Annotated in this window: 19 protein-coding genes; 5 read left to right on the top strand and 14 right to left on the bottom strand. The window is 69.5% G+C overall.

Translation table 11 applies throughout. The annotated features are described in order from the left end of the window. Positions 1-42 precede the first annotated feature (42 nt). From ACWXWW_RS09360 to ACWXWW_RS09340, 5 genes are all read right to left on the bottom strand, one after another. On the bottom strand, positions 43-1,752 hold the full coding sequence (locus ACWXWW_RS09360; RefSeq protein WP_455969723.1) for a cytochrome c biogenesis protein CcdA: 1,710 nt from the start codon (positions 1,750-1,752) through the stop codon (positions 43-45). Between the two features lie 237 nt (positions 1,753-1,989). Further along, positions 1,990-2,778, bottom strand: coding sequence for an ABC transporter permease subunit (locus ACWXWW_RS09355; protein WP_455969722.1), 789 nt, complete (start codon positions 2,776-2,778; stop codon positions 1,990-1,992). After that, a complete protein-coding gene (locus tag ACWXWW_RS09350) occupies positions 2,775-3,908 on the bottom strand; it encodes an ABC transporter ATP-binding protein (RefSeq protein ID WP_455969721.1) in 1,134 nt (377 codons plus the stop codon). The genes ACWXWW_RS09355 and ACWXWW_RS09350 overlap by 4 nt, the downstream gene beginning before the upstream one ends. Positions 3,909-4,043: 135 nt before the next feature. After that, a complete protein-coding gene (locus ACWXWW_RS09345; protein WP_455969720.1) occupies positions 4,044-4,886 on the bottom strand; it encodes a hypothetical protein in 843 nt (280 codons plus the stop codon). A gap of 9 nt (positions 4,887-4,895) precedes the next feature. Continuing rightward, entirely contained in the window at positions 4,896-6,158 is a 1,263-nt protein-coding gene (locus tag ACWXWW_RS09340) for an MFS transporter (RefSeq protein ID WP_455969719.1), read from the bottom strand. A 95-nt stretch (positions 6,159-6,253) separates the two neighbouring features. On the opposite strand from ACWXWW_RS09340, the gene ACWXWW_RS09335 reads away from it, so the two are divergent. Further along, positions 6,254-6,832, top strand: coding sequence for a TetR family transcriptional regulator (locus tag ACWXWW_RS09335; protein WP_455969718.1), 579 nt, complete (start codon positions 6,254-6,256; stop codon positions 6,830-6,832). A gap of 19 nt (positions 6,833-6,851) precedes the next feature. Here ACWXWW_RS09335 and ACWXWW_RS09330 read toward each other — a convergent pair whose 3' ends face one another. The 6 genes from ACWXWW_RS09330 to ACWXWW_RS09305 all read right to left on the bottom strand — a co-directional run bounded on the left by ACWXWW_RS09330 (position 6,852) and on the right by ACWXWW_RS09305 (position 12,293). Then, on the bottom strand, positions 6,852-8,039 hold the full coding sequence (locus ACWXWW_RS09330) for an RNA polymerase sigma factor (RefSeq protein ID WP_455969717.1): 1,188 nt from the start codon (positions 8,037-8,039) through the stop codon (positions 6,852-6,854). Beyond that, positions 8,036-8,413: a YciI family protein gene (locus tag ACWXWW_RS09325; protein WP_455969716.1), complete on the bottom strand. Its 378-nt coding sequence runs from the start codon at positions 8,411-8,413 to the stop codon at positions 8,036-8,038. The genes ACWXWW_RS09330 and ACWXWW_RS09325 overlap by 4 nt, the downstream gene beginning before the upstream one ends. Before the next feature lie 97 nt (positions 8,414-8,510). Beyond that, a complete protein-coding gene (locus ACWXWW_RS09320) occupies positions 8,511-9,380 on the bottom strand; it encodes a serine hydrolase domain-containing protein (protein WP_455969715.1) in 870 nt (289 codons plus the stop codon). Between the two features lie 134 nt (positions 9,381-9,514). Then, complete coding sequence (locus tag ACWXWW_RS09315) at positions 9,515-10,390, bottom strand: serine hydrolase domain-containing protein (RefSeq protein ID WP_455969714.1); 876 nt, start codon at positions 10,388-10,390, stop codon at positions 9,515-9,517. Between the two features lie 160 nt (positions 10,391-10,550). Further along, entirely contained in the window at positions 10,551-11,414 is an 864-nt protein-coding gene (locus tag ACWXWW_RS09310) for a serine hydrolase domain-containing protein (RefSeq protein WP_455969713.1), read from the bottom strand. A 36-nt stretch (positions 11,415-11,450) separates the two neighbouring features. Next, a complete protein-coding gene (locus ACWXWW_RS09305; protein WP_455969712.1) occupies positions 11,451-12,293 on the bottom strand; it encodes a helix-turn-helix transcriptional regulator in 843 nt (280 codons plus the stop codon). Positions 12,294-12,436: 143 nt separating this feature from the next. On the opposite strand from ACWXWW_RS09305, the gene ACWXWW_RS09300 reads away from it, so the two are divergent. Then, the gene (locus ACWXWW_RS09300; RefSeq protein WP_455969711.1) at positions 12,437-13,378 is read left to right on the top strand and encodes an SDR family oxidoreductase; all 942 of its coding nucleotides are present in this window, start codon (positions 12,437-12,439) and stop codon (positions 13,376-13,378) included. A gap of 187 nt (positions 13,379-13,565) precedes the next feature. Then, complete coding sequence (locus ACWXWW_RS09295) at positions 13,566-14,156, top strand: GNAT family N-acetyltransferase (protein WP_455969710.1); 591 nt, start codon at positions 13,566-13,568, stop codon at positions 14,154-14,156. A gap of 180 nt (positions 14,157-14,336) precedes the next feature. Here ACWXWW_RS09295 and ACWXWW_RS09290 read toward each other — a convergent pair whose 3' ends face one another. The 3 genes from ACWXWW_RS09290 to purL form a co-directional block, all read right to left on the bottom strand. Continuing rightward, the gene (locus ACWXWW_RS09290) at positions 14,337-15,185 is read right to left on the bottom strand and encodes a cation-transporting ATPase (protein ID WP_455969709.1); all 849 of its coding nucleotides are present in this window, start codon (positions 15,183-15,185) and stop codon (positions 14,337-14,339) included. A gap of 326 nt (positions 15,186-15,511) precedes the next feature. Beyond that, on the bottom strand, positions 15,512-15,655 hold the full coding sequence (locus ACWXWW_RS09285; RefSeq protein ID WP_282979923.1) for a hypothetical protein: 144 nt from the start codon (positions 15,653-15,655) through the stop codon (positions 15,512-15,514). Beyond that, positions 15,655-17,988, bottom strand: a complete 2,334-nt coding sequence (gene purL / locus ACWXWW_RS09280; protein ID WP_455969708.1) for a phosphoribosylformylglycinamidine synthase subunit PurL — start codon at positions 17,986-17,988, stop codon at positions 15,655-15,657. The genes ACWXWW_RS09285 and purL overlap by 1 nt, the downstream gene beginning before the upstream one ends. A gap of 269 nt (positions 17,989-18,257) precedes the next feature. On the opposite strand from purL, the gene ACWXWW_RS09275 reads away from it, so the two are divergent. Next, entirely contained in the window at positions 18,258-21,143 is a 2,886-nt protein-coding gene (locus ACWXWW_RS09275; RefSeq protein WP_455969707.1) for an SNF2-related protein, read from the top strand. A gap of 57 nt (positions 21,144-21,200) precedes the next feature. After that, positions 21,201-23,117, top strand: a complete 1,917-nt coding sequence (locus tag ACWXWW_RS09270) for a site-specific DNA-methyltransferase (protein WP_455969706.1) — start codon at positions 21,201-21,203, stop codon at positions 23,115-23,117.

Here is a 23,117-nt window from a genome sequence, read left to right as displayed (position 1 = left end):
GGCGGACGGCCAGGGGCCATCCGCCGCTCCCGTGCCCACGGCTCAGCCGAACGTGAAGGAGTAGACCTCCACGCCCGGATCGACCGTCACCTCGATCTCGCCCTCGCCCGCGTCGCCGCTGCGCAGCTCGTGGGAGCGCGGCGTGCCGGAGACCGCGATCTCCTCGGGGGCTCCGCCGTCGACGCGCGCGGTGATGCTCCCCTCTCCCGCGAGGACGATGCGCACCTCGCTCGCGGAGTAGGCGAGGCGGATGGTCGCGGGCGCCTCGGCCGGGGTCGCGAACTGGGTCTCGATGGTCCAGGTGCCCTCGAGCGCGAACGTGTCGCGAGGCTGCTCGTCGGGGAGGGCGAAGCGGGCCGTGCCGCCCGTGTACGGTGTGGCGCCCGCGTAGTTGACGTCCTTCGTCCAGCCGAGGAACGTCTCGGGCGTGCGATCGGGATCGACGGGGGTGCGGTCGTCGACGGCGGTCGGGTCGGGGAGCGCGACCGCGGGGTCGGCATCGACGAGGAGCTCGCGGATCATCCGCTCGGTCGCGGCGTAGTTGCCCTCGCCGAACGAGATGTGCCGGACCGTCCCGTCGGCGTCGATGAGGTAGTGGGCGGGCCAGTACCGATTGCGGTAGTTCGTCCACGTCGCGAGGTCGTTGTCGAGGGCGACCGGGTAGGAGATGCCGAAGGCGTCGGCGCCCGCCTGCACGTTGGCCGCGTCCTTCTCGAATGCGTACTCGGGCGAGTGCACGCCGATGACCCGCAGTCCGGCGTCGCGGTACGCCGCGTCCCACGCGACGACGTGGGGGATGCTGCGCTGGCAGTTGATGCACGAGTAGGCCCAGAAGTCGATGAGCACGACCTCGCCGCGGAGGCTCTCGAGGTCGACGGGAGCGCCGCCCGGGGTGTTCAGCCACTGCTCGATCCCGCGGATCGAGGGCGCCGTGCCGCAGGACTCGAGCTCGTCGGCTCCGTTGGTGCACTGATCGAGATCGCGGTTCTCGTCGGTGACGATGCCGCCGAGGTCGAGCGCGTCCTGAACGCCCTCATCCTCGGCGAGCTGCTGCTGCAGCGTCGAGGTGTAGTCGGGCACGAGCCGCTGGAGCGCGGCCGGGACATCGAGCACGAGGCCCACCGCGAGGGCGAGCATCGCGACGCCGGCTGCGATCCGCAGTCCGCGCTCGCGGCGGCGGAAGGCGCGGATGCGCTCGATGACGCCGCGCCCCGCGAGAGCGAAGAGCAGGAGCGGGATGGCCACGCCCACCGCGAACGCGATCGTCAGGACGACGGTCTCGGGGCCGATGCGTCCGGTCGACCCCGCGACGATGATCGCCGCGAGCACCGGACCCGCGCAGGGCACGAAGACTGTGCCGAGCGCGAGCCCGACGGCGAACCCGTTGCGGCGGTTCGAGACCTCGCGCTGGGGCAGCCACGTGAACGGCTTCTCGAGGAGCCGCTCGAACGCGGGCACGAGCAGCCCGAGGCCGATCAGTGCGAGGAGCGCGATGCCGACCCAGCGGATGACGCCCTGGGGCAGGCCGAGCGCGCCGAGCGCGAGGGATCCGAGCAGCGTCACGAGCGTGAAGCTCGTCATGAGGCCGAGGACGACGAGGTAGGGGCGCCAGCGGGAGACGCTGCCGTCGTCGGCGCCGCTCCGGGCGGACTGCGCCCCGCCCGTGAGGAAGATGACGGGCAGCACGGGGAGGATGCACGGTGAGATCCCCGTGATCAGTCCGCCGAGGAACCCGATGATGGCCAGTGACATGTGCGCTTCCCTTCTCCGCTGACTCCTCTTCGTGGCGGGAGGTCGAGCGGATTGGGGCGGGTGCGGGACACAGTGCAGGAGATCTGCGAGCGCGCGCTGAGGGGAGCCGCGAGATTACGCGAGGTCCGGGCGCGGGCGGCCCGGTTTCTCCTGCGTTGTGTCCCGCTTCCAGCGGGGTCGGCTGTGCGTGTCCCGCTTCCGGCGGGGTCGGCCGTGCGTGTCTCGCTTCCCGCGGGATCAGCCGCGCAGGTCGCGGCGCGTGAGCGCGACCACGCTCCCCGCGAGGAGCAGCACGACGCCGATCCACAGCGGCCAGAGGCCATCCGTCCATCCCTCGCGGAGCGGGCTCTCGTGATAGGCCCACGAGTACGGGGAGAGGGTGCGGAGCGCGTCGAAGTCCTCGTTCTGGTTGGCCACGCCGTTGAAGAGGAACGCCGCCGCCGCGACGAGCGCACCCGCGCCCGTCGCCCACGCGCGGCGGCCGAAGAGGGAGCCGACGAGCAGCGCGACCCCGCCGCTGAAGAGCCACAGCCCGATCGCGGCGAGCGTCTGCGGCATGACGTTCTCGCGCGCGAGGTCGAGCTCAAACGGCGTGTTCACGGCGAGCAGCAGGCACCCCGAGTAGACGCCGAGCCACGCGAGCCGTGCGACGAGGGCGAGCACCTGCCCGGCGACGTAGCCCGTGCGCGAGATGCCGTGGGCGAGGTCGAGCTCGAGCCGGCCCTGCTCCTCGGCGCCCGCGACCGCGGCGGAGCCCCAGCCGATCGCGGCGACCGTCGGCAGGACGAATCCGAGGATGCCGTAGAAGGTCGCCTGCGCGTAGCCCGCGCCCGATGTGATCTGGTCGAAGCCGAGGGTGTTGACCAGCGACGGCGGCAGGGTCTCGAGCATCTGCATCATCTGCCCGTCGATGCCGATGCTCGGGTAGAGCGAGAGGTAGAGCATCATCACGGCGGTGAGTGCGAGCGTCCAGACGAGGAGGCCGCGCCACGACTCGGCGAGCGTGCGGATGAACACGGGGATCATCGCGCGCCTCCCTCGTGCTGGACCGGCCCGGCGGACGGTAGGTCTCCGGATGAGGCGGCTCCGGATGGCTGCCGCCGGCGGTCGCGTCGGAGGCGCGGCGGATCGGATGGTGCGGGTGCGGGTGCGGGTGCGGGTGCGGGTGCGGATGGCGGCGGGTCCGCGGGCGCGGATGAGGGCGGCGTCGCCGGTCGGCGGGACGGGGCGGCTTCTGCGCCCGCTCCCTCGCCGTACAGCCGCAGCACGGATTCCTCGAGGTCGGGCTCCTCGAGCGTGAGGTCGACGACGCGGAACCGGGCGAGCGCCTTCACGATCGGGTCGACGTCACCCTCGATCGTGACCGCCACGCGGACATGGCCCGTGCCATCCGTCACCTCGAGGTCATGCAGGGTCGTCTCCGCGCCGGTCCGGCCGAGCGCGTCGCGCACCGATGCGACCGAGGCGTCTGCGATGCCCGCGCGCATGCGGCGCACGGCGCCGAGGCGCAGCGAGGCGACGTCGCCCGCCGCGACGACGCGGCCGGCACTCAGGACGGCGACCTCATCGGCCGCCTGCTGGATCTCGCTCAGCACGTGCGAGCTCAGCAGGATCGTCTGCCCGCGGTCGCGCGCTTCGCGCACGAGCTGCAGGAAAGCCCGCTGCACGAGCGGGTCGAGGCCGCTCGTCGGCTCGTCGAGGATGAGCAGCTCCGGCTCGTGCATGAACGCCTGCACGAGCCCGAGCTTCTGCTTGTTGCCCTTCGAGAGGGTGCGCACCCGGCGCTCGAGGTCGAGCCCGAGCCGTTCGGCGAGCTCGTCGATCCGCCCGTCCGGCACGGGGCCGGAGACCTTCGCGTAGAAGTCGAGCATCCCGCGCCCGGTCGTGCGGCCATCCAGCCGCAGTTCGCCGGGGACGTAGCCGATGCGGCGGCGCAGCGCGGGGCCGCCGTGCTGCGGGTCCTCGCCGAGCACGCGGACCTCGCCTCCGGATGGTCGGATGACGTCGAGCAGGATGCGCAGCGTCGTCGTCTTGCCGGCGCCGTTCGGGCCGATGAGCCCGAACACGGTGCCCGGCTCGACCCGCAGGTCGAGGGAGTGCAGGGCCGTGCGCTGCCCGTACCGCTTGTGGAGCGCCTTCGTCTCGATCGCCGCCATGAGCCTCAACGTAGCGTCGCGCGGGCCGCAGCCAAAGGGTCGCGAGCGCGCGTCCGCTCAATGCCACAGCACGGCGACCGCGATCTCGACGTGCGCGGGCTCGCGGTCGTCGTCGAGGTGGTGCCGCAGGAGGGCTCAGGCCTCTGGCGCCGGCGGGCGCAGGGGCGTCCGCTCGGGCTGCGCCGGGGGCTCCGGGGTCGCTCGGTCCTCCGGGGTCTCCCGGGACTTCGGGGTCGCGGCGGGGCGCCCGGCCTCGAGTTCGGGAGCGACCTGCTTCTCGAGCACCTCCACGGCGTCATCGGACAGGACGATGAGCCCGTCGAGCTCCTCGCGTACCCGCTTGTACGCGACCTGACGCTCGGCCGCTGTGGCCGACTGATCGACCGCGGTGCGGAGGAGCTGCTGTGCGCGGTCGAGGCGTCGGCGCTCGTCCTCGGTGAAGCCGCTGTCGCGCACACGTCGGGCATCCTGCTCGGCGATGTCGAACGCGACCTCGAAGTCGTGCACGGCGTCGCGGTACTCCGCGAGCGTCGCCGCATCGATCTTGACGTCCGCGGACGCCGGGCGGAGGCCATCCGCCACCTTCTTCGCCCGGAGGAACGCGGCCGTCAGGGGCTGACGGCCGTCGCTCATCGTCGGGAACGCGATGAGCTTCGCGACGTCGAGCTCGTAGTCGAGCCAGCGGTGCATGACCTCGTCGTGCGTCGCCATGAGGCGCGCGAGCCTGGCCTGCCGGCTCGCCGCGTCGTCGGCCTCGATGTCCTCGGCGGGGCCATCCTGCGCCTTCGACGCCTTGAGCTGCGCCCGCGCCTGCATCTCGACCGCGCGGGCTTCGCTCTTCGCCTTGATCAGCTCGAGGCGGCGCTTGTGACGCTCCTTCGACTGCTTCGACCACCATCCGCCGAAGCCGCTGGCGACGCCCATGAACGGGAAGACGAGCCACCAGTAGTCGCCGAGGAAGTCGAGGAGGGGTTGCACGCGTCCATGCTAGGCGCGGAGCTCCCTCGTGGGGAGCGGCCCTCGAGCCCTGGGGCAACCGAGACATGCCCAAGAGGCGTCGGGCCAGAGGGCGAGCGAGCGTCGGCGCTGGATGGTCCAGACGACCAGGGCGAACGCGAGGATGGCCGCGGCGGCGACCATGACGAGCGGCCACCCGCCGAGATCCCACAGTGCGACCGCGAGGGTCGAGCCGACCGAGCCGCCGAGGAAGTTGCCCACCACGAACACCGTGTTCAGCCGGCTGCGCGCCGACGGGTCGATGGCGAGCATGCGGGTCTGGGTGAGGACCATGACCGACTGCACGCCGATCGAGTACAGGGCGATCGACGCCATCACCGCGACGAGCGAGTGCGGCGCGACTCCCGACACGGCGAACGCGAGGATGGCCAGCACGAGACCCGCGCCGATCGCCGGCACGGCGAGTCCGCGGTCGTAGAGGCGCCCCACGAGCTGCGCCGCGACCGCGCCGCCGATCCCGACGAGGTTGACGAGGCCGATCTGGGTCGCGGAGAAGCCGAAGGGCTCGGCCGAGAGGAGGAGGGTGAGTGCGGTCCAGAAGAGCGTGAAGCTCGCCATCGCCGCCGCGCCGATGAGCCCCACCGCCCGCGCGGTCGCGCTCACGAGGTGCGTGCGCAGCACCGATGCCAGGAGCGCGGGGTACGACACCCGCGCTCGCGGCTCGAGCCGGGGCAGCGTGCGCCACATGACGAACGCGAGCACGACCATGACGAGTGCGATGAGGGCGTAGAGCGCGCGCCATCCGATGAGGTCGGTCGCGATGCCGCTCACGGCGCGCGCGATCATGATGCCGAGCAGCAGCCCCGAGGCGACGGTGCCGAGCACGCGCCCGCGCTGCGCGTCGGTCGCGAGGTCGCCTGCGAGCGGCGCGAGGAACTGCCCCGACACCGTGCTCACGCCCACGAGCCCGAGCGTCGCGAGCAGGATCGGGAAGGTCGGCGCGAGGGCGCTCAAGCCGAGCATCGCGGCGGCGAGCAGCATGAAGAGCGGGATGGCGCGCCGGCGGTCGACGACGTCGCCGAGCGGGACGAGGAAGAACACGCCGACGGCGTAGCCGAGCTGCGTCACCGTGATGATGAGGCCCGCGGTGCTCGCCGAGACGCCGACGTCCGCGCCGATCACGTCGAGGATCGGCTGCGCCCAGTAGAGGTTGCCGACGGCGGCGCCCGCCGCGACGGCGAACAGGAGCGTCGCGCCCGCGGACATCCCTCGGGGGCTGGCTGACTCGGTCATGGTGCCTTCTTCACTAAATCCAACGTTCACGTTGGAAGTCACTGTAGTACCGTGGAGGGCAATAAGCAACGCTGGCGTTGGAAATGGGGAAGCGGATGGCCTGGGACGTCGAGGGCACGAAGCGCAAGATCATCGAGGCGGCGACGGAGGAGTTCGTCGCGCACGGCCAGCACGGCACGACGATCGAGCGGATCGCGAAGCGCGCGGGCGTGAACAAGGAGCGGGTCTACAACTACTTCGGCGGCAAGCCCGAGCTGTTCGCTCTCGTGCTTCGCGAGAAGGTCGCGGAGGGGGCGGTGTCGGTTCCGTACGTCGCCACGGGCATCGACGATGTCGGCGGATTCGAGTCGCGGCTGGTCGACTTCAATCAGGCGCATCCCGAGCTCATCCGCCTGCTCGCGTGGGAGGCGCTGGCCTACACCGACGCCGTGCCCGATGAGGAGAAGCGCGTCGAGCGGTATGCGCGCCGCACCGATGAGATCCGGGTGGCGCAGGAAGCAGGCGCGCTCACGACCTCGCTCGATGCCGACATGCTGCACGTGCTCCTGCTCGCGCTCGCGGGATACGGCGCGCTGGTGCCGCAGGTGGTCCGGATGATCACGGGCGTCGGGACCGACGACGAGCGCTATCGCGCGGCGGTCGTCGAGGCCGCGCGTCGCCTCGCGGCCCCGTGACGCGGGGCTGGATCGCGGATCACCCGGGAGGGATGATCCCCGCGCGGCGGCGGAGGAACGCCTTCGTCGTCGGCTCGTCGGCCAGGTCGATCGCTCGCGCGTAGGCCTCGGTCGCGTCGAGTCCCGCGCGCGTCAGAAGCTCGGCGCGCACGGCCCAGTACGGCTGGAACGACTCCGCGTCGTCGGGAAGTGCGGCCAGCCCGGCCTCCGCTCCCTCGGTGCGTCCGATGACCGCGGCGGCGGCGACTCGAGCACCGAGGCTCGGCGCGATCGCGACGAGTGCCGCATAGAGCGTGCGAAGCGCTGCCCAGTCGGTCACGCCCGTACGGCGCCGGTCGCAGTGAACCGCCTGGATGGCCGCCTCCAGTTGGAATCGCCCCGGCGGGCCGTCCGGGTGAGCGCGCCGCAGGTACAGCTCGCCTTCGGCGACGAGGTCGGCGTCCCAGTCGCGAGGGTCCTGCGCGTCGAGCGGGAGGCCCGCCGCGGCGCCGCGGCGCGCGAGGAGCAGGGTCGTGAGGGACGCGAGCCCCCAGGCCTCTGCTTCCGACCCGAGCAGTCGGGCGAGGGTGACGGCGAGGTACTGGGCCTCTCCCGCGAGGGAATCGCCTGAGTCGCGCCAGGTGATCGCGGCGCACCCGTAGATCGCCTCGAGCACCGGGGGAAGACGCTCTGCCATGGCCGTTCGATCCGGAATGTGAAAGGGGATCCGCGCGTCCTTGATCCGGCGCTTCGCGCGGACGAGGCGCTGCGCCATCGTCGACGTCGGCACCGCGAACGCCCGCGCGATCTCGGCCGCCTCGAATCCGAGGGCGGCCTGGAGCATCAGCGGGGTCCGGGCGCTGCGATCGATCGCAGGGTGGGCGCACGCGAAGAGCAGCTCGAGTCGCTTGTCCCCGATCGCGAGGGGATCGTGGTCAGCGAGCGGGTCCACCGACGCGGCGTGCGCCTCGTCGAGAGCGGATGTGCGCGCGGCCGCCGACTTCCAGACGTCGCGCTGGCGATTCCTGGCCACCGTGAGCAGCCACCCTTCGGCGTTGTCGGGGACGCCGGCGTCGGGCCACCGGCGGAGAGCCTCTTCGAACGCGCCGGCGAGCGCGTCCTCCGCGGTCGCGATGTCGCCGTTCGACGCGGCGAGAAGGGCGAGGAGCCGCCCGTAGGAGGCGCGGGCAGCGTGCTCAGCCGCCGCCCGCGCCTCCGCACGGCTCATGAGTTCGGCGTCCAAGCACCGTCCACGGTGTGGACAGCGCCAGGGCGGATCTCGACGGCGCCCCACTGCAGCGAGGGGATCTCGCGGGCGCACGCGATCGCGGCATCCAGGTCGGCGACGTCGATCACGAACGTGCCGCCGAGCTGCTCCTTGGTGTCGGCGAAGGGCCCGTCCTGCACCTGCAGGGCGCCGTCGCGGAGCCGGATGGTCGTGCTCGCGACCGAGGGCTGGAGCACCTCGGCGGAGACGAGCACGCCCGCGTCGTGCAGGGTCGCGGCATAGCTCGCGAAGGCGCGCTGGGCCTCGACCATCCGCTCTTCGCCGAGTTCATCGGGGGAAAGCTCGGGATAGTGAAGGAGAAGGGTGTATCGCATGAGGGATCCTGTCTGTTCGGGGCCGGTGCGGCCGTTCGACAAGATGACGATCGGGCAGGGGCTCAATCGACGTCGTTCTGTACTTTTCGATCGCCGGTCACCCGCGCAGCGCCTCCACGGCGAGCTCGCCGAGGCGGGCATCGCGCGTCTCCTCGTGCGCGGTGATCGTGAAGACCGCGTTCCGCGTCGGGTCGATGATCGCGTACTGGCCGTAGCGTCCGTCGAGTCGCCAGGTGCCATCCGGCCCGCCCCAGGCCGCGAGTCCGTACCGCGCGGATGGCTCTGGCGCTCCGGTGTCGACCCAGTCGGAGTGCATCGCGTCGATCCACTCCGCGGAGACGAGCTGCCGGCCATCCCACGCTCCGCGGTCTCGGAGGAGCCGCCCGATGCGCGCGATCTCCTCGGTGCGGAGCTGGAGGCCGCTGCCGCCGATGATCCATCCGGCAGGGCAGCGATGCCACTGCGGGTTGTGGATGCCGAGCGGATCGAACAGGCGCGGCAGGAGCCAGTCGCGCACATCGCCGACGACCGCGCCGAGCACGCGCATCGCGACGTACGTGCTGACGGTGGAGTACTGGAAGACGCGGCCGCGGGATGGCCGGCGCAGCATCTCCTGCGCGAGGTCGGGCCAGGGCACGGGGTCGAGCGCGAACCACTCGAAGTCGATGCCGCTCGTCATGGTGAGGAGGTGTCGGAGGGTCACCTCCTCGACGCCCTCGCCGAGGCGCATGCCGGGGAGATAAGAGTGGATGGGCTCATCCAGGCTCACGAGGCCTTCGTCGATCGCGACGCCGACCGCGAGGGCCGAGACGCCCTTGGAGATCGAGTAGACGTTCTCGCGGTCGTCGCTGCGCCACCGGTGCTCGGCGTCGTCGTCGTCGATGAGCACGTGCGCGCCGTAGGCACCGAGGTTCTCTGCATCGACGGCTCGGACGTATCGGTCGAGAATGGCCTGTGCCGAGGTCATCGGTTCAGTCTGCCAGGCACCTGCGGGGTTCCGTCGAGGGCCCGCGCGGCGCTCTGTCCCGCGCTGTGGCAGGTCTGCATGTCTCGATTGCCGCGGGTAAGCGGGGTGGAAACCCGCGGCGAGTGAGACATGGGTCAGGGGATGGACCCGTCGAGCGCCTCGACGGCCAGCTCGGCCAGACGGTGGTCGCGGGACTCCTCGTGCGCGGTGATCGTCAGGACGGCGTCGCGTCGCTCGTGCACGATGACGTACTGGCCGTAGCGTCCGTCGAGGCGCCAGGCGTCACCGGGGCCCTCCCACACGGCTATGCCGTAGCGGGCATATGGGGGCTGTCCGACGTCGACCCAGGTGCCGTGCATCGCGTCGATCCACTCGGCGGAGACGAGCTGCCGGCCATCCCACGCTCCGCGGTCGCGAAGGAGTCTCCCGATTCGGGCGAGTTCAGATGTGCGGAGCTCGAGTCCCGAGCCGCCGACGATCCATCCGAGCGGGCACCGATGCCACTGCGGATTGTGGATGCCGAGCGGATCGAACAGCCGCGGCAGCAGCCAGTCGCGGACGTCGCCGACGCGGGCGCCGAGAACCCGCATCGCGACATACGTGCTCGCGTCGGAGTACTGGAAGACGCGCCCGCGGGATGGCCGACGCAGCATCTCCTGAGCGAGGTTGTCCCAGCGGACCGGCTCGTCGCCGAACCACGCGAAGTCGATGCCGCTCGTCATCGTGAGGAGGTGCCGGAGGGTGACCTCCTCGGCACCCGCGCCGAACTCCAGCTCAGGGAGGTACGAGCGGATGGGCTCGTCGAGCGTCACGAGGCCCTCGTCGATCGCGATGCCGATCGCCAGCGCCGAGACGCCCTTCGAGACGGAGTAGACGTTCTCGCGGTCGTCGCTGCGCCACCGGTGCTCGGCCGTGCTGTCGCCGATGAGGACGTGCGCGCCGTACGCGCCGAGCCCTTCTGCATCGACGGCGCGGACGAAGCGGTCGAGGGCTGTCTGTGCCGCGGTCACGCGGTCAGTCTGCCAGGCTTCCGACGCCCGGTTCTGCATGTCTCAGTTGCCGCGGGTAAGCGGGGCGGAAAGCAGCGGCGGGTGAGACATGGGTCGTCCGTCGACCGCCGTCCGTCGACCGCAGCGGCGGAGACGCAGGAGCGAGACACCCACAGGAGGGTCACCGCAAAAGCGCCGCGACCGCCTTCGCTGCCATCTCGTCGGCGCCGAAGTGATCGTCGGCCGTGATCGTCACGACGGCATCGTCGAGGAAGACGAGCAGCTGACCATATGCCCCGTGAAGCCGCCATGCCTCCCCGGGCCCTCCCCAGCCGGCGAGGGCGTAGCGCTCGTACCCCGGATTCGCGTCGCGCTCGATCCAGTCGCCGTGCATCGCGTCGATCCATCCGCGCGAGACGAGCTGTCGGCCATCCCACCGCCCGCCATCTCGGATGAGGCGACCGATCCGGGCGAACTCGTCGAGCGTGAGCGAGAGGCCGCCGCCCGCGACGATGCACCCGTTCGGGCAGCGCTCCCACGCCGAGCCGACGATGCCGAGCGGCGCGAACAGCCGCGGCTCGAGCCATCCGTGCACGTCACCGACGACCGCGCCCAGCGCCCGCATGGCCGTGTACGTGCTCGCATTCGAGTACTGGAAGACCCGGCCCTGCGACGGACGCCCGAGGAACTCCCGCGCCAGATCGGGCCAGTCGGTCATCATCGTCTCCGACCACGGGAAGTCGATCCCGCTCGTCATCGTCAGCAGGTGCCGCGTTGTGACGGCATCGACGCCCTCACCGAGCGCGATGCCAGGGAGGTACGTCGCGACAGGCGCGTCGAGATCGAACAGGCCCTCGTCGGAGGCGATGCCCGCCGCGATCACGCACACGCCCTTCGCGGCGGAGTGGATGTCGCGGCGGATGTCCTCGGCCCAGAGGTGCGCGGCCGAGTCGTCGCCGATGCGGACGTGCACACCGTGGGCGACGAAGCCCTGCTCCTCGGCGCCGCGGACGATGCGATCGAGAACGGTCTGCGCGCGGGTCACGTCCTCAGTCTCCCAGGGTCGGCGTCACCCCCCGGCTCACGCCAGGGGCTGCGCACCGATCACCGACAGCAGGCGCAGCTTCTCGGCGCTCTCCGAGCCCGGCGTCGCGGTGTACACGAGCAGGCAGTGCGACTGCTCCGGGTCGATGAGCCGCTGGCACTGCAGCTCGAGGGCGCCGACCTCCGGATGGACGAAGTGCTTCACGTCGCGCGGCCGGATGCCGATCTCGTGGCGCTCCCACAGCTCGCGGAACTCCGCACTCTCGGCCAGGAGCAGCTCGGCGTACCGCGCCGCCCGCGACGACGGACCGCGCAGCGTGGCGAGCTCGCGCAGCCCCGACACGTACATCCGCGACAGGAACGCGTGCTCCTCGGGAGCGTAGAGCCGCCGAGCATCGGGATCCGCGAACCACCGGTACCCGATGCTCCGGAACGGGCCTTCGTGCGCCGTGAGATCTCCCGTGAGCGCGACGCCGGCGGGCGTCTGCCGCAGGGTCTCGCCGAGCTCCGTGACGATCTCGGCGGGGGTGTCCGTCAGGCGATCGAGGATGCGGATGAGCCCCGGGCTGACGTGCTCGGACGACCCGCGATCGGGCGGCTGCTGACCCGCGAGCCGGAACAGGTGGTCGCGCTCCGCGAGCGAGAGGCGCAGGCCCTGCGCGATCGCGGCGAGCATCTGAGCGGATGGCTGCGGCCCGCGCTCGCGTTCGAGACGCGCGTAGTAGTCGGTCGACATGTGGCAGAGCGCAGCGACCTCCTCGCGACGCAGCCCGGCCGTGCGGCGTCGGCTTCCGCGGGCGAGGCCCACGTCCTCGGGCTGGAGCGCCTCGCGGCGCCGCCGCAGGAACTCCGCGAGCGCGGGTCGGTCGATCGTGGTCACGTCCCCATCTCACACGACCCGGGCCCCGCGTGCCACGGATCGCGGATCCCCCTCTCGCGAGGGGCGGATCGGCAGTCCCTGGATGCGCCCGCCGCACCCGACGAGCATCGATGCGACAGCCATCCGAGCCGAGGAGCACGCCGATGCCACGCCATCCGATCGACATCACCATCCCCGACCTGCGCGGCAAGCGCGCGATCGTCACGGGCGCGAGCGACGGCATGGGCCTCGTCATCGCCGAGCGCCTCGCGGCGGCTGGTGCAGAGGTCGTGATGCCCGTCCGCAACGCGGCGAAGGGCGAGGCCGCTGCGGCGGCCATCCGCTCGCGCCGCCCCGACGCGCGGCTCGTGCTGCGCGCGCTCGACCTGTCGTCGCTCGACTCCGTCGCGGCGCTCGGCGACACGCTCCTCGAGGAGGGCCGCCCCGTGCACCTCCTCGTGAACAACGCCGGGGTGATGACGCCGCCATCGAGGCAGACGACGGCGGATGGCTTCGAGCTGCAGTTCGGGACGAATCACCTCGGGCACGTCGCGCTCGTCGGGCGGATCCTGCCGCTGCTGCGCGCGGGACGGGCGCGGGTCACGTCGCAGGTGAGCATCGCGGCGCGGCGCGGACGGATCAACTGGGACGACCTGCAGTGGGAGCGCCGCTACGACGGGCAGCGCGCGTACAGCCAGTCGAAGATCGCCTTCGGGCTGTTCGGCCTCGAGCTCGAGCGCCGCAGTCGTGCGCACGGGTGGGGCATCACGAGCAACCTGTCGCATCCGGGGGTGGCTCCGACGAGTCTGCTCGCCGCGCGACCCGAGATCGGCCGGAGTGGCGACACGACGGGCGTGCGGATCATCCGCTGGCTGTCGGCCCGGGGCATCCTTCTCGGCACGCTGGAGAGCGCGGGGCTCCCGGCGCTCATGGCGGCGACGGATGCGACGGCGAAGCCCGGAGCGCTCTACGGCCCGAGTGGGCCCGGCCACCTCGGGGGAGCTCCCGCCGAGCACGCGCTGTACCGTCCGCTGCGCAGCACCGAGGACGCCCGCCGCGTGTGGGAGGTGTCGGAGCAGCTGACCGGCGTGCGCTTCGCGGAGTAGGCCCTCACGGCATGTCTCGCTCATGCAGCCTTCCGCCGCCGTTTGGCGTGAAGAAGTGAGACATGCAGGCGGGGGCGGCGACAGGGCAGGCGGGGCCGGGCCCGGCGGGCCGGGCCCGGCGGGGCGGGGCCGGACCCGGCGGGGCCGGGTCGGGCGCGCGTCGGCGACCGCTCCTAGACTCGGCGACATGAGCGAGGTCCCGGAGCTGTGCCTCCCGTACCGATTCGACGACATCGTGACGGAGCGCCTGCGACTGCGCCTCATGGACGACGGAGACATCGACGACGTGCACGCGTACCAGTCGCGCGACGACGTCTGCGAGTACCTGCTCTACGAGGCGCGGGACCGCGACACGATCGTGGCGAAGATGGCGAAGTGGTCGCAGCTCACCACGCTCGCCGAGGACGACGACTACCTCGTGCTCGGGATCGAGCACCTCGCCGAGGGGCGGGTGATCGGCGACCTCTACGTGCACCTGAAGTCGGTCGAGAACCGGTGCGTCGAACTCGGCTGGGCCGTGCATCCGGACTACCAGGGCCGGGGCTACGCGGCGGAGGCGGCAGCCGCGATCATCCGGCTGAGCTTCGAGACCCTGGGGCTGCATCGGATCATGGCCGAGATCGACCCGCGGAACCGTGCGTCGGCGGCGCTCTGCCGCCGGCTCGGAATGCGCTGCGAGGCGCACTTCGTCGAGGACCTGTGGTTCCGCGGCGGATGGGCCGACACCGAGATCTACGCCGTGCTCGCGCGCGAGTGGCGCGCGGCTCAGGCGGGCTGACGCCAGCGCGGGGATCAGTCGCTCGAACCGCCGCTCGAGCCGCCCGAGTCCCCAGAGCCTCCGGAGTCCGCGAAGCCGCCGCCCGAGTCCGCGGAGCATGAGCCTGCGCCCTCGTGTGCGAGTCGGCTGTCGGCCATCCGTCCCCCTCAGAGCAGCGAGGGCTCCAGTCCGCCCCGGGGGTCAGCGCCCGAAGAGGTCGCCGAGCCCGAACTCCGACGCGAGGTCGCCCAGGCCGCTGCCGGCCTCCGACACCTGGTCGCCGAGACCCTGCGTGAACTCGCCGGCCTCCGAGACGAAGCCGCCGGCGCCCTCGGCGATGGCCGACACGTCGACACCCTCCGCGAGGGCGTCGAAGTCGACGCCGGCTCCGAGAGCGTGGCCGATGATCTCCGAGCCGATGCTCGTGAGGATGGCCCCGCCCGCGACCGCCGAGAGGATTCCGCCGACCGCGAGGCCGCCCGCGACGGCGCCGCCGGCGATGCCGACCGTCCGCGTGCGGGCGAGGAGCCCGCGGAGCCTGCCCGGCTGCGACGCCTCCGCACGGGCGGCGACCCGGGCGAGCTCGGGAGCATCGTACGAGCGCGGGTGCTCGTACGGGGGCAGCTCCGACCGCATCCGCTCGGCGACCTGCGCGCGCTGCTCGGGCGTGAGCCGCGCGAAGGCCTCGCGGTGCACCTGCTCGATCTGATCGGGGCGCGCGGTCTGCAGCAGGTAGTCGTAGCGGGCGATCGCGGCGCGGTCCTGCGCGGATCCGGATGGCGCGGTGCGCGCCGAGCGCGACGCCGACGGATGCGAGGCGGGGTACGGAGGAGGGGTGAGCCCGGTCCCGCGCCGCGTATCAGGCGCGGGGTCCTGGCGGTGGGTCGGCTGAGGGCTCGCCGAGCGCTCGTCCCCGAGGAGCGAGTCGACGGCGCCGCGCGCCTTGGCCATCCAGTCGGTGCTCGACGAGCCGCGCTGCGACGACGAAGAGGAGGAGCTCGCGTCCATGGCCTTCTTCGCGAGCTTGATGAACTGGTTGAGCTTGCTCATAGGGTCCTTCCGGAAGGGTCGGCGCAGCCGACGTCTGCCAAAGTCTCCTTCGCTCCGCATGCGGAGCCGGCCGCCCGGGACTCGATGGCGAGTCCGTACTGACGGGTCGACCGCGGTGGAAGTACTCCCTCTGTGCGACCGAAGCTATCCGCCGACCTTATGCGCGCGGTGTGAGCGACTCCCCGCCCCTCGCATGTCTCGCTTATGCAGGCCAAACCACCCCGGAAGCCTGAACGAGTGAGACATGCCGGAGGGAGCCGCCCCAGCAACGCGACAGCGGCCATCCGAGGAGATCCGGATGGCCGCTGCGCGTCGAAGACGATGGCTTACGGGAAGAGCAGCGCGAACAGCGCGGAGCCGCCGCCCGTCGCGATGAGCGCGACGATGGCGATCCACGCCGTGATGCGGATGCGGCGCGTGCGCTGCGTGGAGTACGCGGCGAACTCGTCGTCCTCTTCCGGAGTCGTCATCAGGCGGTGGGCTCGACCACGGTCGGGCCGAAGTGCTTCGGCAGTGTCGAGGTCGACAGCTCGCGGAGCTCGGCGGCCGAGACGGTGAAGACGTCCTGCACCTCGAGGTCGGCGACGGTGTCGGTGACGCCGATGCGGAGCACGGGGTAGCCGCGGCCCTCGCAGAGTCCGCGGAACTTCACGTCCTCCTCGCGGGGCACCGTCACGATGGCGCGGCCCGTCGACTCGCTGAACAGGGCGGTCGCGGCGTCGACGCCGTCGCGCTCCATGATCTCGGTGAGCCAGACGCGCGCGCCCACGCCGAAGCGCAGCACGCCCTCGGCGAGGGCCTGGCCGAGGCCGCCCTCCGAGAGGTCGTGCGCCGACGAGATGAGCCACTCGTCGCGCGCGGCGGCGATGAGGCCCGCGAGGCGCTTCTCGCCTTCGAGGTCGACGGCCGGCGGGCGTCCGCCGAGGTGGCCGTGCACGACGTCGGCCCAGGCCGAGCCGTCGAGCTCCTCGCGCGTGATGCCGAGGAGGTAGATGTTCTCGCCCGCGTCCTGCCATCCGCTCGGGATGCGCCGCGCGACGTCGTCGATGATGCCCAGCACGCCGACGACCGGGGTCGGGTGGATCGGGGTGTCGCCGGTCTGGTTGTAGAACGAGACGTTTCCGCCCGTGACCGGCACGCCGAGCGCGAGGCACGCGTCGGACAGGCCGTCGACGGCCTGCGAGAACTGCCACATGACCTCGGGGTTCTCGGGCGAGCCGAAGTTCAGGCAGTCGGTGACGGCCGTCGGCGTCGCGCCCGTGACGGCGACGTTGCGGTACGCCTCGGCGAGGGCGAGCTGCGCGCCCGCGTACGGGTCGAGCTGGCAGTAGCGGCCGTTGGCGTCGGTCGCGATCGAGAAGCCGAGGCCCGACTCCTCGTCGACGCGGATCATGCCGGCGTCGTCAGGGAACGACAGGGCCGTGTTGCCGAGCACGTAGTAGTCGTACTGGTTCGTGATCCACGAGGTGTCGGCGAGGTTCGGGCTCGCGACGAGCCGGGTGAACTGCTCGCGGATGGCCTCGGGCTCGGTCGGGCGGGCCAGGGCCGACGCCGAGTCCTCCTGGAGGGCGTCGATCCACGTCGGGTAGGCGACGGGGCGCTCGTAGACGGGGCCGTCGACCGCGACGGTCGAGGGGTCGACGTCGACGATCGTCTCGCCGTCCCATGTGATGACCAGGCGGCCATCCCCGGTGACCTCGCCGAGAACGCTCGTCTCGACATCCCACTTCGACGTGACCGCGAGGAAGGCGTCGAGCTTCTCGGGAGCGACGATCGCCATCATGCGCTCCTGCGACTCGCTCATGAGGATCTCCTCGGGCGTGAGCGAGGGGTCGCGGAGGAGCACGTTCGTGAGCTCGACCTTCATGCCCGAGCCGCCGTTCGCGGCGAGCTCGCTCGTGGCGCACGAGATGCCCGCGGCGCCGAGGTCCTGGATGGCCTCGACGAGATCGCCCTTGTAGAGCTCGAGGCAGCACTCGATGAGCACCTTCTCGGCGAAGGGGTCGCCGACCTGCACCGCGGGGCGCTTGGTCGGGCCGCCATCGGCGAAGGTGTCCGACGCGAGGATCGAGGCGCCGCCGATGCCGTCGCCACCCGTGCGGGCGCCGAAGAGCACGACCTTATTGCCGGCCCCGGTCGCGTTCGCGAGGCGGATGTCCTCATGGCGCATGACGCCGACCGCGAGCGCGTTGACGAGGGGGTTCGCCTGGTAGACCGAGTCGAAGACCGTCTCGCCGCCGATGTTCGGCAGGCCGAGGCAGTTGCCGTACGACGAGATGCCCGAGACGACGCCGTGCACGACGCGCGCGGTGTCGGGGTGGTCGATCGCGCCGAAGCGCAGCTGGTCCATGACGGCGACGGGGCGCGCGCCCATCGAGATGATGTCGCGGACGATGCCGCCGACGCCGGTCGCGGCGCCCTGGAACGGCTCGATGTACGACGGATGATTGTGCGACTCGACCTTGAAGGTCACGGCCCAGCCCTCGCCGACGTCGACGACGCCCGCGTTCTGGCCCATGCCGACCATGAGGCGCTCGCGCATCTCGTCGCTGACCTTCTGGCCGAAGCGGCGCAGGTAGATCTTCGAGCTCTTGTAGGAGCAGTGCTCGCTCCACATCACGGAGTACATCGCCAGCTCGCCCGACGTGGGGCGGCGGCCGAGGATGGCCTTGATCTGCTCGTACTCGTCGGGCTTCAGGCCCAGCGCGTCGTACGGCTGCTCCTTCTCGGGAGTGGCCACGGCGTTCTCGACGGTGTCGGCGACGTGGGCGTGCGGGGCAGCGGATGATGCGGGCGTGGTCACGCGGAAGCTCCTGAGGGGCGAGGGGGAGCGGACGAGGAGAGTCTACCGGGCGAGGCGTGGCTTCCCTCCTCCGAAGCGGCCCACCGGACGCGCGCGATGGCGTCGATCCGCCGTTCCCCCAGAATGTCGGTCTGCCCGGGTAGCGTACGGTCATTGGCGCCGTTCGTGCGGCCTGGACGTGGCGGGCGGGGCGTGGGTGGGTACCCAGAAACAGAGGACGTAATGCGGGACACGAGGTGGGGCCGTGCGATGTCGGGTGGAGTGGTGACGTGAGTCACCCCCTGACGGACTACCAGGCGAAGTACTACGCGCACGAGCTGCAGCGCAGTTACGCGAACGACCACGTTGGCAAGCTTGCCGGTCTGCTCTTCGATGCGCAGGTGGAGCCGAAGCCGCACCAGATCGATGCGGCCCTGTTTGCGTTGCAGACGCCGTTCCTGCCGGGCGTGATCCTTGCTGACGAGGTGGGCCTCGGGAAGACGATCGAGGCGGGGATCGTCATCTCGCAGTACTGGGCAGAGCGCAAGCGCCGTGTCCTGATCATCGCGCCGTCGAGCCTGCGTCAGCAGTGGAAGCAGGAGCTATACGAGAAGTTCCTCATCCCTTCCACGATCCTTGACGCCAAGACGAAGGGCTCGGTGCTCGCAAAGGCCGACGCACGTGCCGGTGAGGTGCTCATCTGCTCGTACGAGTTCGTCCTCCGCCACGAGACCTCACTGCTGAAGTCGTGGGACCTGGTCGTGGCTGACGAAGCGCACCGCCTGCGCAGCCATTGGAACGGCAAGGCGAAGATGGCCGAGGCTGTTTCGCACATCGCTCGCGCCGCGCACAAGACAGTTCTCCTGACGGCGACGCCGCTGCAGAACAAGCTCGAGGAACTGTACGGGTTGGTGTCGGTCTTCGACCCCGACTACTTCTACTCTCTCGATGCGTTCCGCGAGCGCTATATCAAGAACCGCGACCTGACCGCAGACGACGACCTCGTCGAGCGCGTGGCGGCGATCTCGAAACGCACGCTCCGCAAAGACGCCAACAAGTACATCCGCTTCACCACACGCCTGCCCCTTACGGTCGAGTTCACGCCGTCGCCGGACGAGGTGCGCCTGTACGACCTGGTCAACGATTATCTGCAGCGCGACGAGCTGTTCGCGTTCGCGGGATCGCAGCGGCACCTCTCGGCGCTGATCATCCGAAAGCGTCTTGGCTCCTCGACGTATGCGGTTGCGAGCACGCTCGAGAACATCGCGAACCGTCTCGCGGGCGAGGTAGCGGCTGGGAAGCGCCGTGACAACCGCGGCGGGCTGTTCCTCGCCGACTTCGAGGCCGGTGACGAACTCGAGGAAGAGATCGTCGAGGAAGCCGAGGAGACGACGGCTCCGGCATGGAGTGCGCAGCTCGACGAAAAGACCCTCAAGCGCATGCACGCCGAGGTTGATGAGCTTCGCGAGTACGCAGCGCTGGCACGGTCGATCACCGTCAATCAAAAGGCCGTCAAGCTGGGTGAAGCGCTCGACATGGGCTTCGAGCGACTCCGCGAGTTGGGTGCCGCCGAGAAGGCGATTATCTTCACTGACTCGACGAAGACGCAGGAGTACATCGCCCGCACGCTGGCCGACGCTGGTCGCGGCGAGGGCGTCGTACTGTTCAACGGCTCGAACACGTCGCCCGAGCAGACGGCGATCTATCAGGCGTGGCTGACGGCAAACAAGGACAGCGATCTGATCACGGGCATCCCTGCAGTCGATCGCCGCAAGGCGCTCGTGGACTATTTCCGCGAGCAGGGCACGATCATGATCGCGACGGAGGCGGCGGCTGAAGGTATCAACCTGCAGTTCTGCTCGATGCTCGTCAACTACGACCTGCCGTGGAACCCGCAGCGCGTCGAGCAGCGCATCGGCCGCGTGCACCGCTTCGGCCAGAAGCACAACGTCGTCGTCGTGAACTTCAGTAACAAAGGCAACATCGCCGAGCAGCGCATCCTCGAGCTGCTGACGAACAAGTTCCAGCTCTTCTCGAGTGTGTTCGGTGCCAGCGACGAGGTGCTCGGCGCGGTGGAGGACGGCCTCGACTTCGAGAAGCGGATCAGCGATATCCTCACCCGCTGCAAGACGGCCGACGAGATTGACGTGGCGTTCAAGCAGCTCGAGGATCAGTTTGCGGGGGAGATCTCGAACGAGATGGCCAACGCTAAGGCGAAGGTCTTCGATCACCTCGACCCGCACGTGCAGGATCGCCTCAAGGCGTACGACGAGCAGTCGGGTGACGTGCTCAATAAGTTCGAGCGTCTCCTGCTTGCGATCACCCAACACGAACTTCGCGATGTCGCGACCTTCGAGGGCGACGGCCGCACGTTCGTGCTGAACCAAGCGCCGACCAAGGATGCGCCGACGGGCCGCTACTTCTTCAAGTCGAAGCCGCTCCCGAACGCGCACCAGTATCGCTACGCCAGCCCGCTCGCGCAGCACGTCGCAGACACTGCGAAGGCGCACGAGACGCCGCAGCGCGAGCTGACGTTCTCGCTCGGCCAGTCGAAGCGTGCCAGCAACTCCGTCAAGGCGCTCGAGGGTAAGAGTGGCGAACTGACTGTCAACCTGCTGACCTTCACGATGCGGGCTCGCGACGAGGACATCTCCGAGTCATACATGCTCTCCGGCGGCATGACCGACGACGGCCAGTATCTGGACGAGGAATATGTCGCCGACATTCTCGAACTCGCCTGCCTCGACGTTGGCGATCAGTCGGTGACGGTCGATGTCGCGAAGGTCGAACCGCAGCTCAAGGCGCGGCTCGGTGAACTGGAGAAAGAAGTCCAGGGCCGCAACTCCCGCTATTACGACCAACAGGAGGAGCTGCTGTATCGGAACCAGCAGGATCGCAAGGCCGAGCACGAGGGCAAGATCCGCGAGTACCGCACCAAGGAGAAGGAAGCCCGCAAGGCGGCGAAACAGGCGGATGATCCGATGGAGCAGCTCAAGCTCAAGCGCGAGGCCCGCAAGTGGGAGCGCCGGGCTGACGAAGCGGATGATGACTTCCGCGATGCCCGCCGCAAGCTGCAGGCCGAGATCGACGAGAAACTCGACATGATCGAGCAATCCCTGCAAGGCACCCAGGACACCGAGCATCTGTTCGCGATCCGTTGGCGCATCGTCGCATGACGGTCGGTGTTCATAAGAGACATCGAAATTGGTCAACTGAGGAAAGAGAAATACCTGATGAGCGAAGAGATCCACGAAACACCATCCACCACCCCGAACTTCCAGACCGAGCTGGCGGCCCAGCTTGCAGAACTGATGCCGGAGGTCATCGCCGACGGCAAGGTGGACGTGGAGAAGCTCAAGGAGCTGCTGGACGGCGACGCGGCCGACGCCAGCGAGCGCTTCGGGCTGTTCTGGCCGGGTAAAAAGCGCGCCCTGCGTGCGGCTCAAGAGCCTACGACCGCCACGCTGCGCCCGGACTTCGAGAACTCGAAGGACTGGGACACAACCAAGAACGTGTTTATTGAGGGCGACAACCTGGAAGTGCTCAAGATCCTGCAGAAGCACTACCACGCCAAAATCAAGATGATCTACATCGATCCGCCGTACAACACCGGGAAGGACTTCGTCTATCCGGACAATTACAAGGAGGGTCTCGACACCTACCTCCAGTGGACGCGCCAGGTCAACGAAGAGGGCAAAAAGCTTTCAACCAACGCTGACACTGAGGGGCGCTATCACTCCAATTGGCTCAATATGATGTACCCGCGACTGAAGCTCGCGCGGAACTTGTTGACTGAGGACGGCGTCATCTTCCTGTCAATAGACGAAAACGAAGTCGGACATCTGCGTCAGATGCTTGATGAAGTATTCGGGGAATCGAACTTCATCGCGCAGCTGGCGGTCTTGAACAATCCGCGCGGCAGGGCGCAGGATAAGCACTTTGCGACAAATCACGAGTACGTACTGGTTTACTCAAAGCGGGAGCTCCCGAGCGGCGCATTGTCGATAGCGAAGCCACGCGAGCAGTTGGAAGCTGAGTATCCGTATGAAGACGAGCGCGGAATGTATCGAACGCTCGGCCTGCGCAACTCGCATCGCGAGTTTGGACGCTTCAATAGGCCGAATCTCTACTATCCGCTCTATGTCGACTCGACCGGCGCGGTGTACACCGAAGAATCTGCTGATCGTACCGAGGTCTTTCCTGTCTGGAACGATGGTTTCGAGGGCTGTTGGACGTGGGGGCGACCGAAAGCTGCCGCTGAGTCGGAGGCCCTCATCGGGCGTGTGGCGGGTGGTCGCATGCAGATTTTCGTTAAGGAGTATGCCGAGGGTGCACGGCGAAAGCTGAAGTCGCTTCTCGCCGAGAAGGAACATACGACTGATTCCGGACAGCGTGCGTTCAACGACTTGTTCGGTGGCACAGGGAAGATTTTTCAGGCGCCAAAGTCGCCCTTCCTGCTTGCCGACTTCATTCAAGCCGGCAGCGGGGATGGTGACATCGTGCTCGATTTCTTCGCCGGGTCCGGAAGTGCAGCTCATGCGGCATGGCTGGCGCAGCTCCGAGATGGAGCTGCTCGTCGATGGATTGCGGTACAACTTCCCGAGCCGACGCCCGCTGGCTCCGTGGCACGCGATGCCGGATTCGAGACGATCGCAGAGATTTCCCGCGAGCGGCTACGACGTGCGGGAGAAGCAGTTTCCGCCGATCTGGCTCCAGGGCAGGTGCTCGATTCAGGGTTCAGAGCGTTCGTGCTCACGGAGACGAACTTCTCGAAGTGGAAGATCTCGAGCGACGTTGACCGCAACCAACTTGAGCAGCACCTCTTCGATCTTCGAGAGTCGAGTAGTGCCGACGGCGCTTCGGCCGATGACCTGCTCACGGAGCTCCTCCTCAAGCAGGGCTACTCGCTGACCGAACGAACCGCTTCGGTCGACGTCGCCGGCCTCAACCTGCGTTCGGTGGGTGATGGCATCGTGCTCGCCTACCTAAACGAACACGTCAAGCCGACACTTGAGCAGCTGCGCGCCGTTGTAGATGAAGACCCCACGCGCCTGATCCTCCTCGAGGATGCCTTTCAGGGTGATGATCAGCTCAAGACCAACCTTGCCCAGCTCTGCAAGAGCAAGGGTATCGAGCTCTGGACGGCCTGA

The organism is Microbacterium sp. KNMS, assembly GCF_053851835.1.
The sequence above is the reverse complement of the archived record's forward strand: the minus strand, read 5'-3'. Positions and strand labels throughout refer to the sequence as shown.

What these genes read in the sequence shown, in the direction of transcription:
- ACWXWW_RS09360 (WP_455969723.1), bottom strand. Translation starts at nt 1,752, where the DNA reads ATGTCACTGGCCATCATCGGGTTCCTCGGCGGACTGATCACGGGGATC.
- ACWXWW_RS09355 (WP_455969722.1), bottom strand. Translation starts at nt 2,778, where the DNA reads ATGATCCCCGTGTTCATCCGCACGCTCGCCGAGTCGTGGCGCGGCCTC.
- ACWXWW_RS09350 (WP_455969721.1), bottom strand. Translation starts at nt 3,908, where the DNA reads ATGGCGGCGATCGAGACGAAGGCGCTCCACAAGCGGTACGGGCAGCGC.
- ACWXWW_RS09340 (WP_455969719.1), bottom strand. Translation starts at nt 6,158, where the DNA reads ATGACCGAGTCAGCCAGCCCCCGAGGGATGTCCGCGGGCGCGACGCTC.
- ACWXWW_RS09335 (WP_455969718.1), top strand. Translation starts at nt 6,254, where the DNA reads ATGGCCTGGGACGTCGAGGGCACGAAGCGCAAGATCATCGAGGCGGCG.
- ACWXWW_RS09330 (WP_455969717.1), bottom strand. Translation starts at nt 8,039, where the DNA reads ATGAGCCGTGCGGAGGCGCGGGCGGCGGCTGAGCACGCTGCCCGCGCC.
- ACWXWW_RS09325 (WP_455969716.1), bottom strand. Translation starts at nt 8,413, where the DNA reads ATGCGATACACCCTTCTCCTTCACTATCCCGAGCTTTCCCCCGATGAA.
- ACWXWW_RS09320 (WP_455969715.1), bottom strand. Translation starts at nt 9,380, where the DNA reads ATGACCTCGGCACAGGCCATTCTCGACCGATACGTCCGAGCCGTCGAT.
- ACWXWW_RS09300 (WP_455969711.1), top strand. Translation starts at nt 12,437, where the DNA reads ATGCCACGCCATCCGATCGACATCACCATCCCCGACCTGCGCGGCAAG.
- ACWXWW_RS09295 (WP_455969710.1), top strand. Translation starts at nt 13,566, where the DNA reads ATGAGCGAGGTCCCGGAGCTGTGCCTCCCGTACCGATTCGACGACATC.
- ACWXWW_RS09290 (WP_455969709.1), bottom strand. Translation starts at nt 15,185, where the DNA reads ATGAGCAAGCTCAACCAGTTCATCAAGCTCGCGAAGAAGGCCATGGAC.
- ACWXWW_RS09285 (WP_282979923.1), bottom strand. Translation starts at nt 15,655, where the DNA reads ATGACGACTCCGGAAGAGGACGACGAGTTCGCCGCGTACTCCACGCAG.
- ACWXWW_RS09270 (WP_455969706.1), top strand. Translation starts at nt 21,201, where the DNA reads ATGAGCGAAGAGATCCACGAAACACCATCCACCACCCCGAACTTCCAG.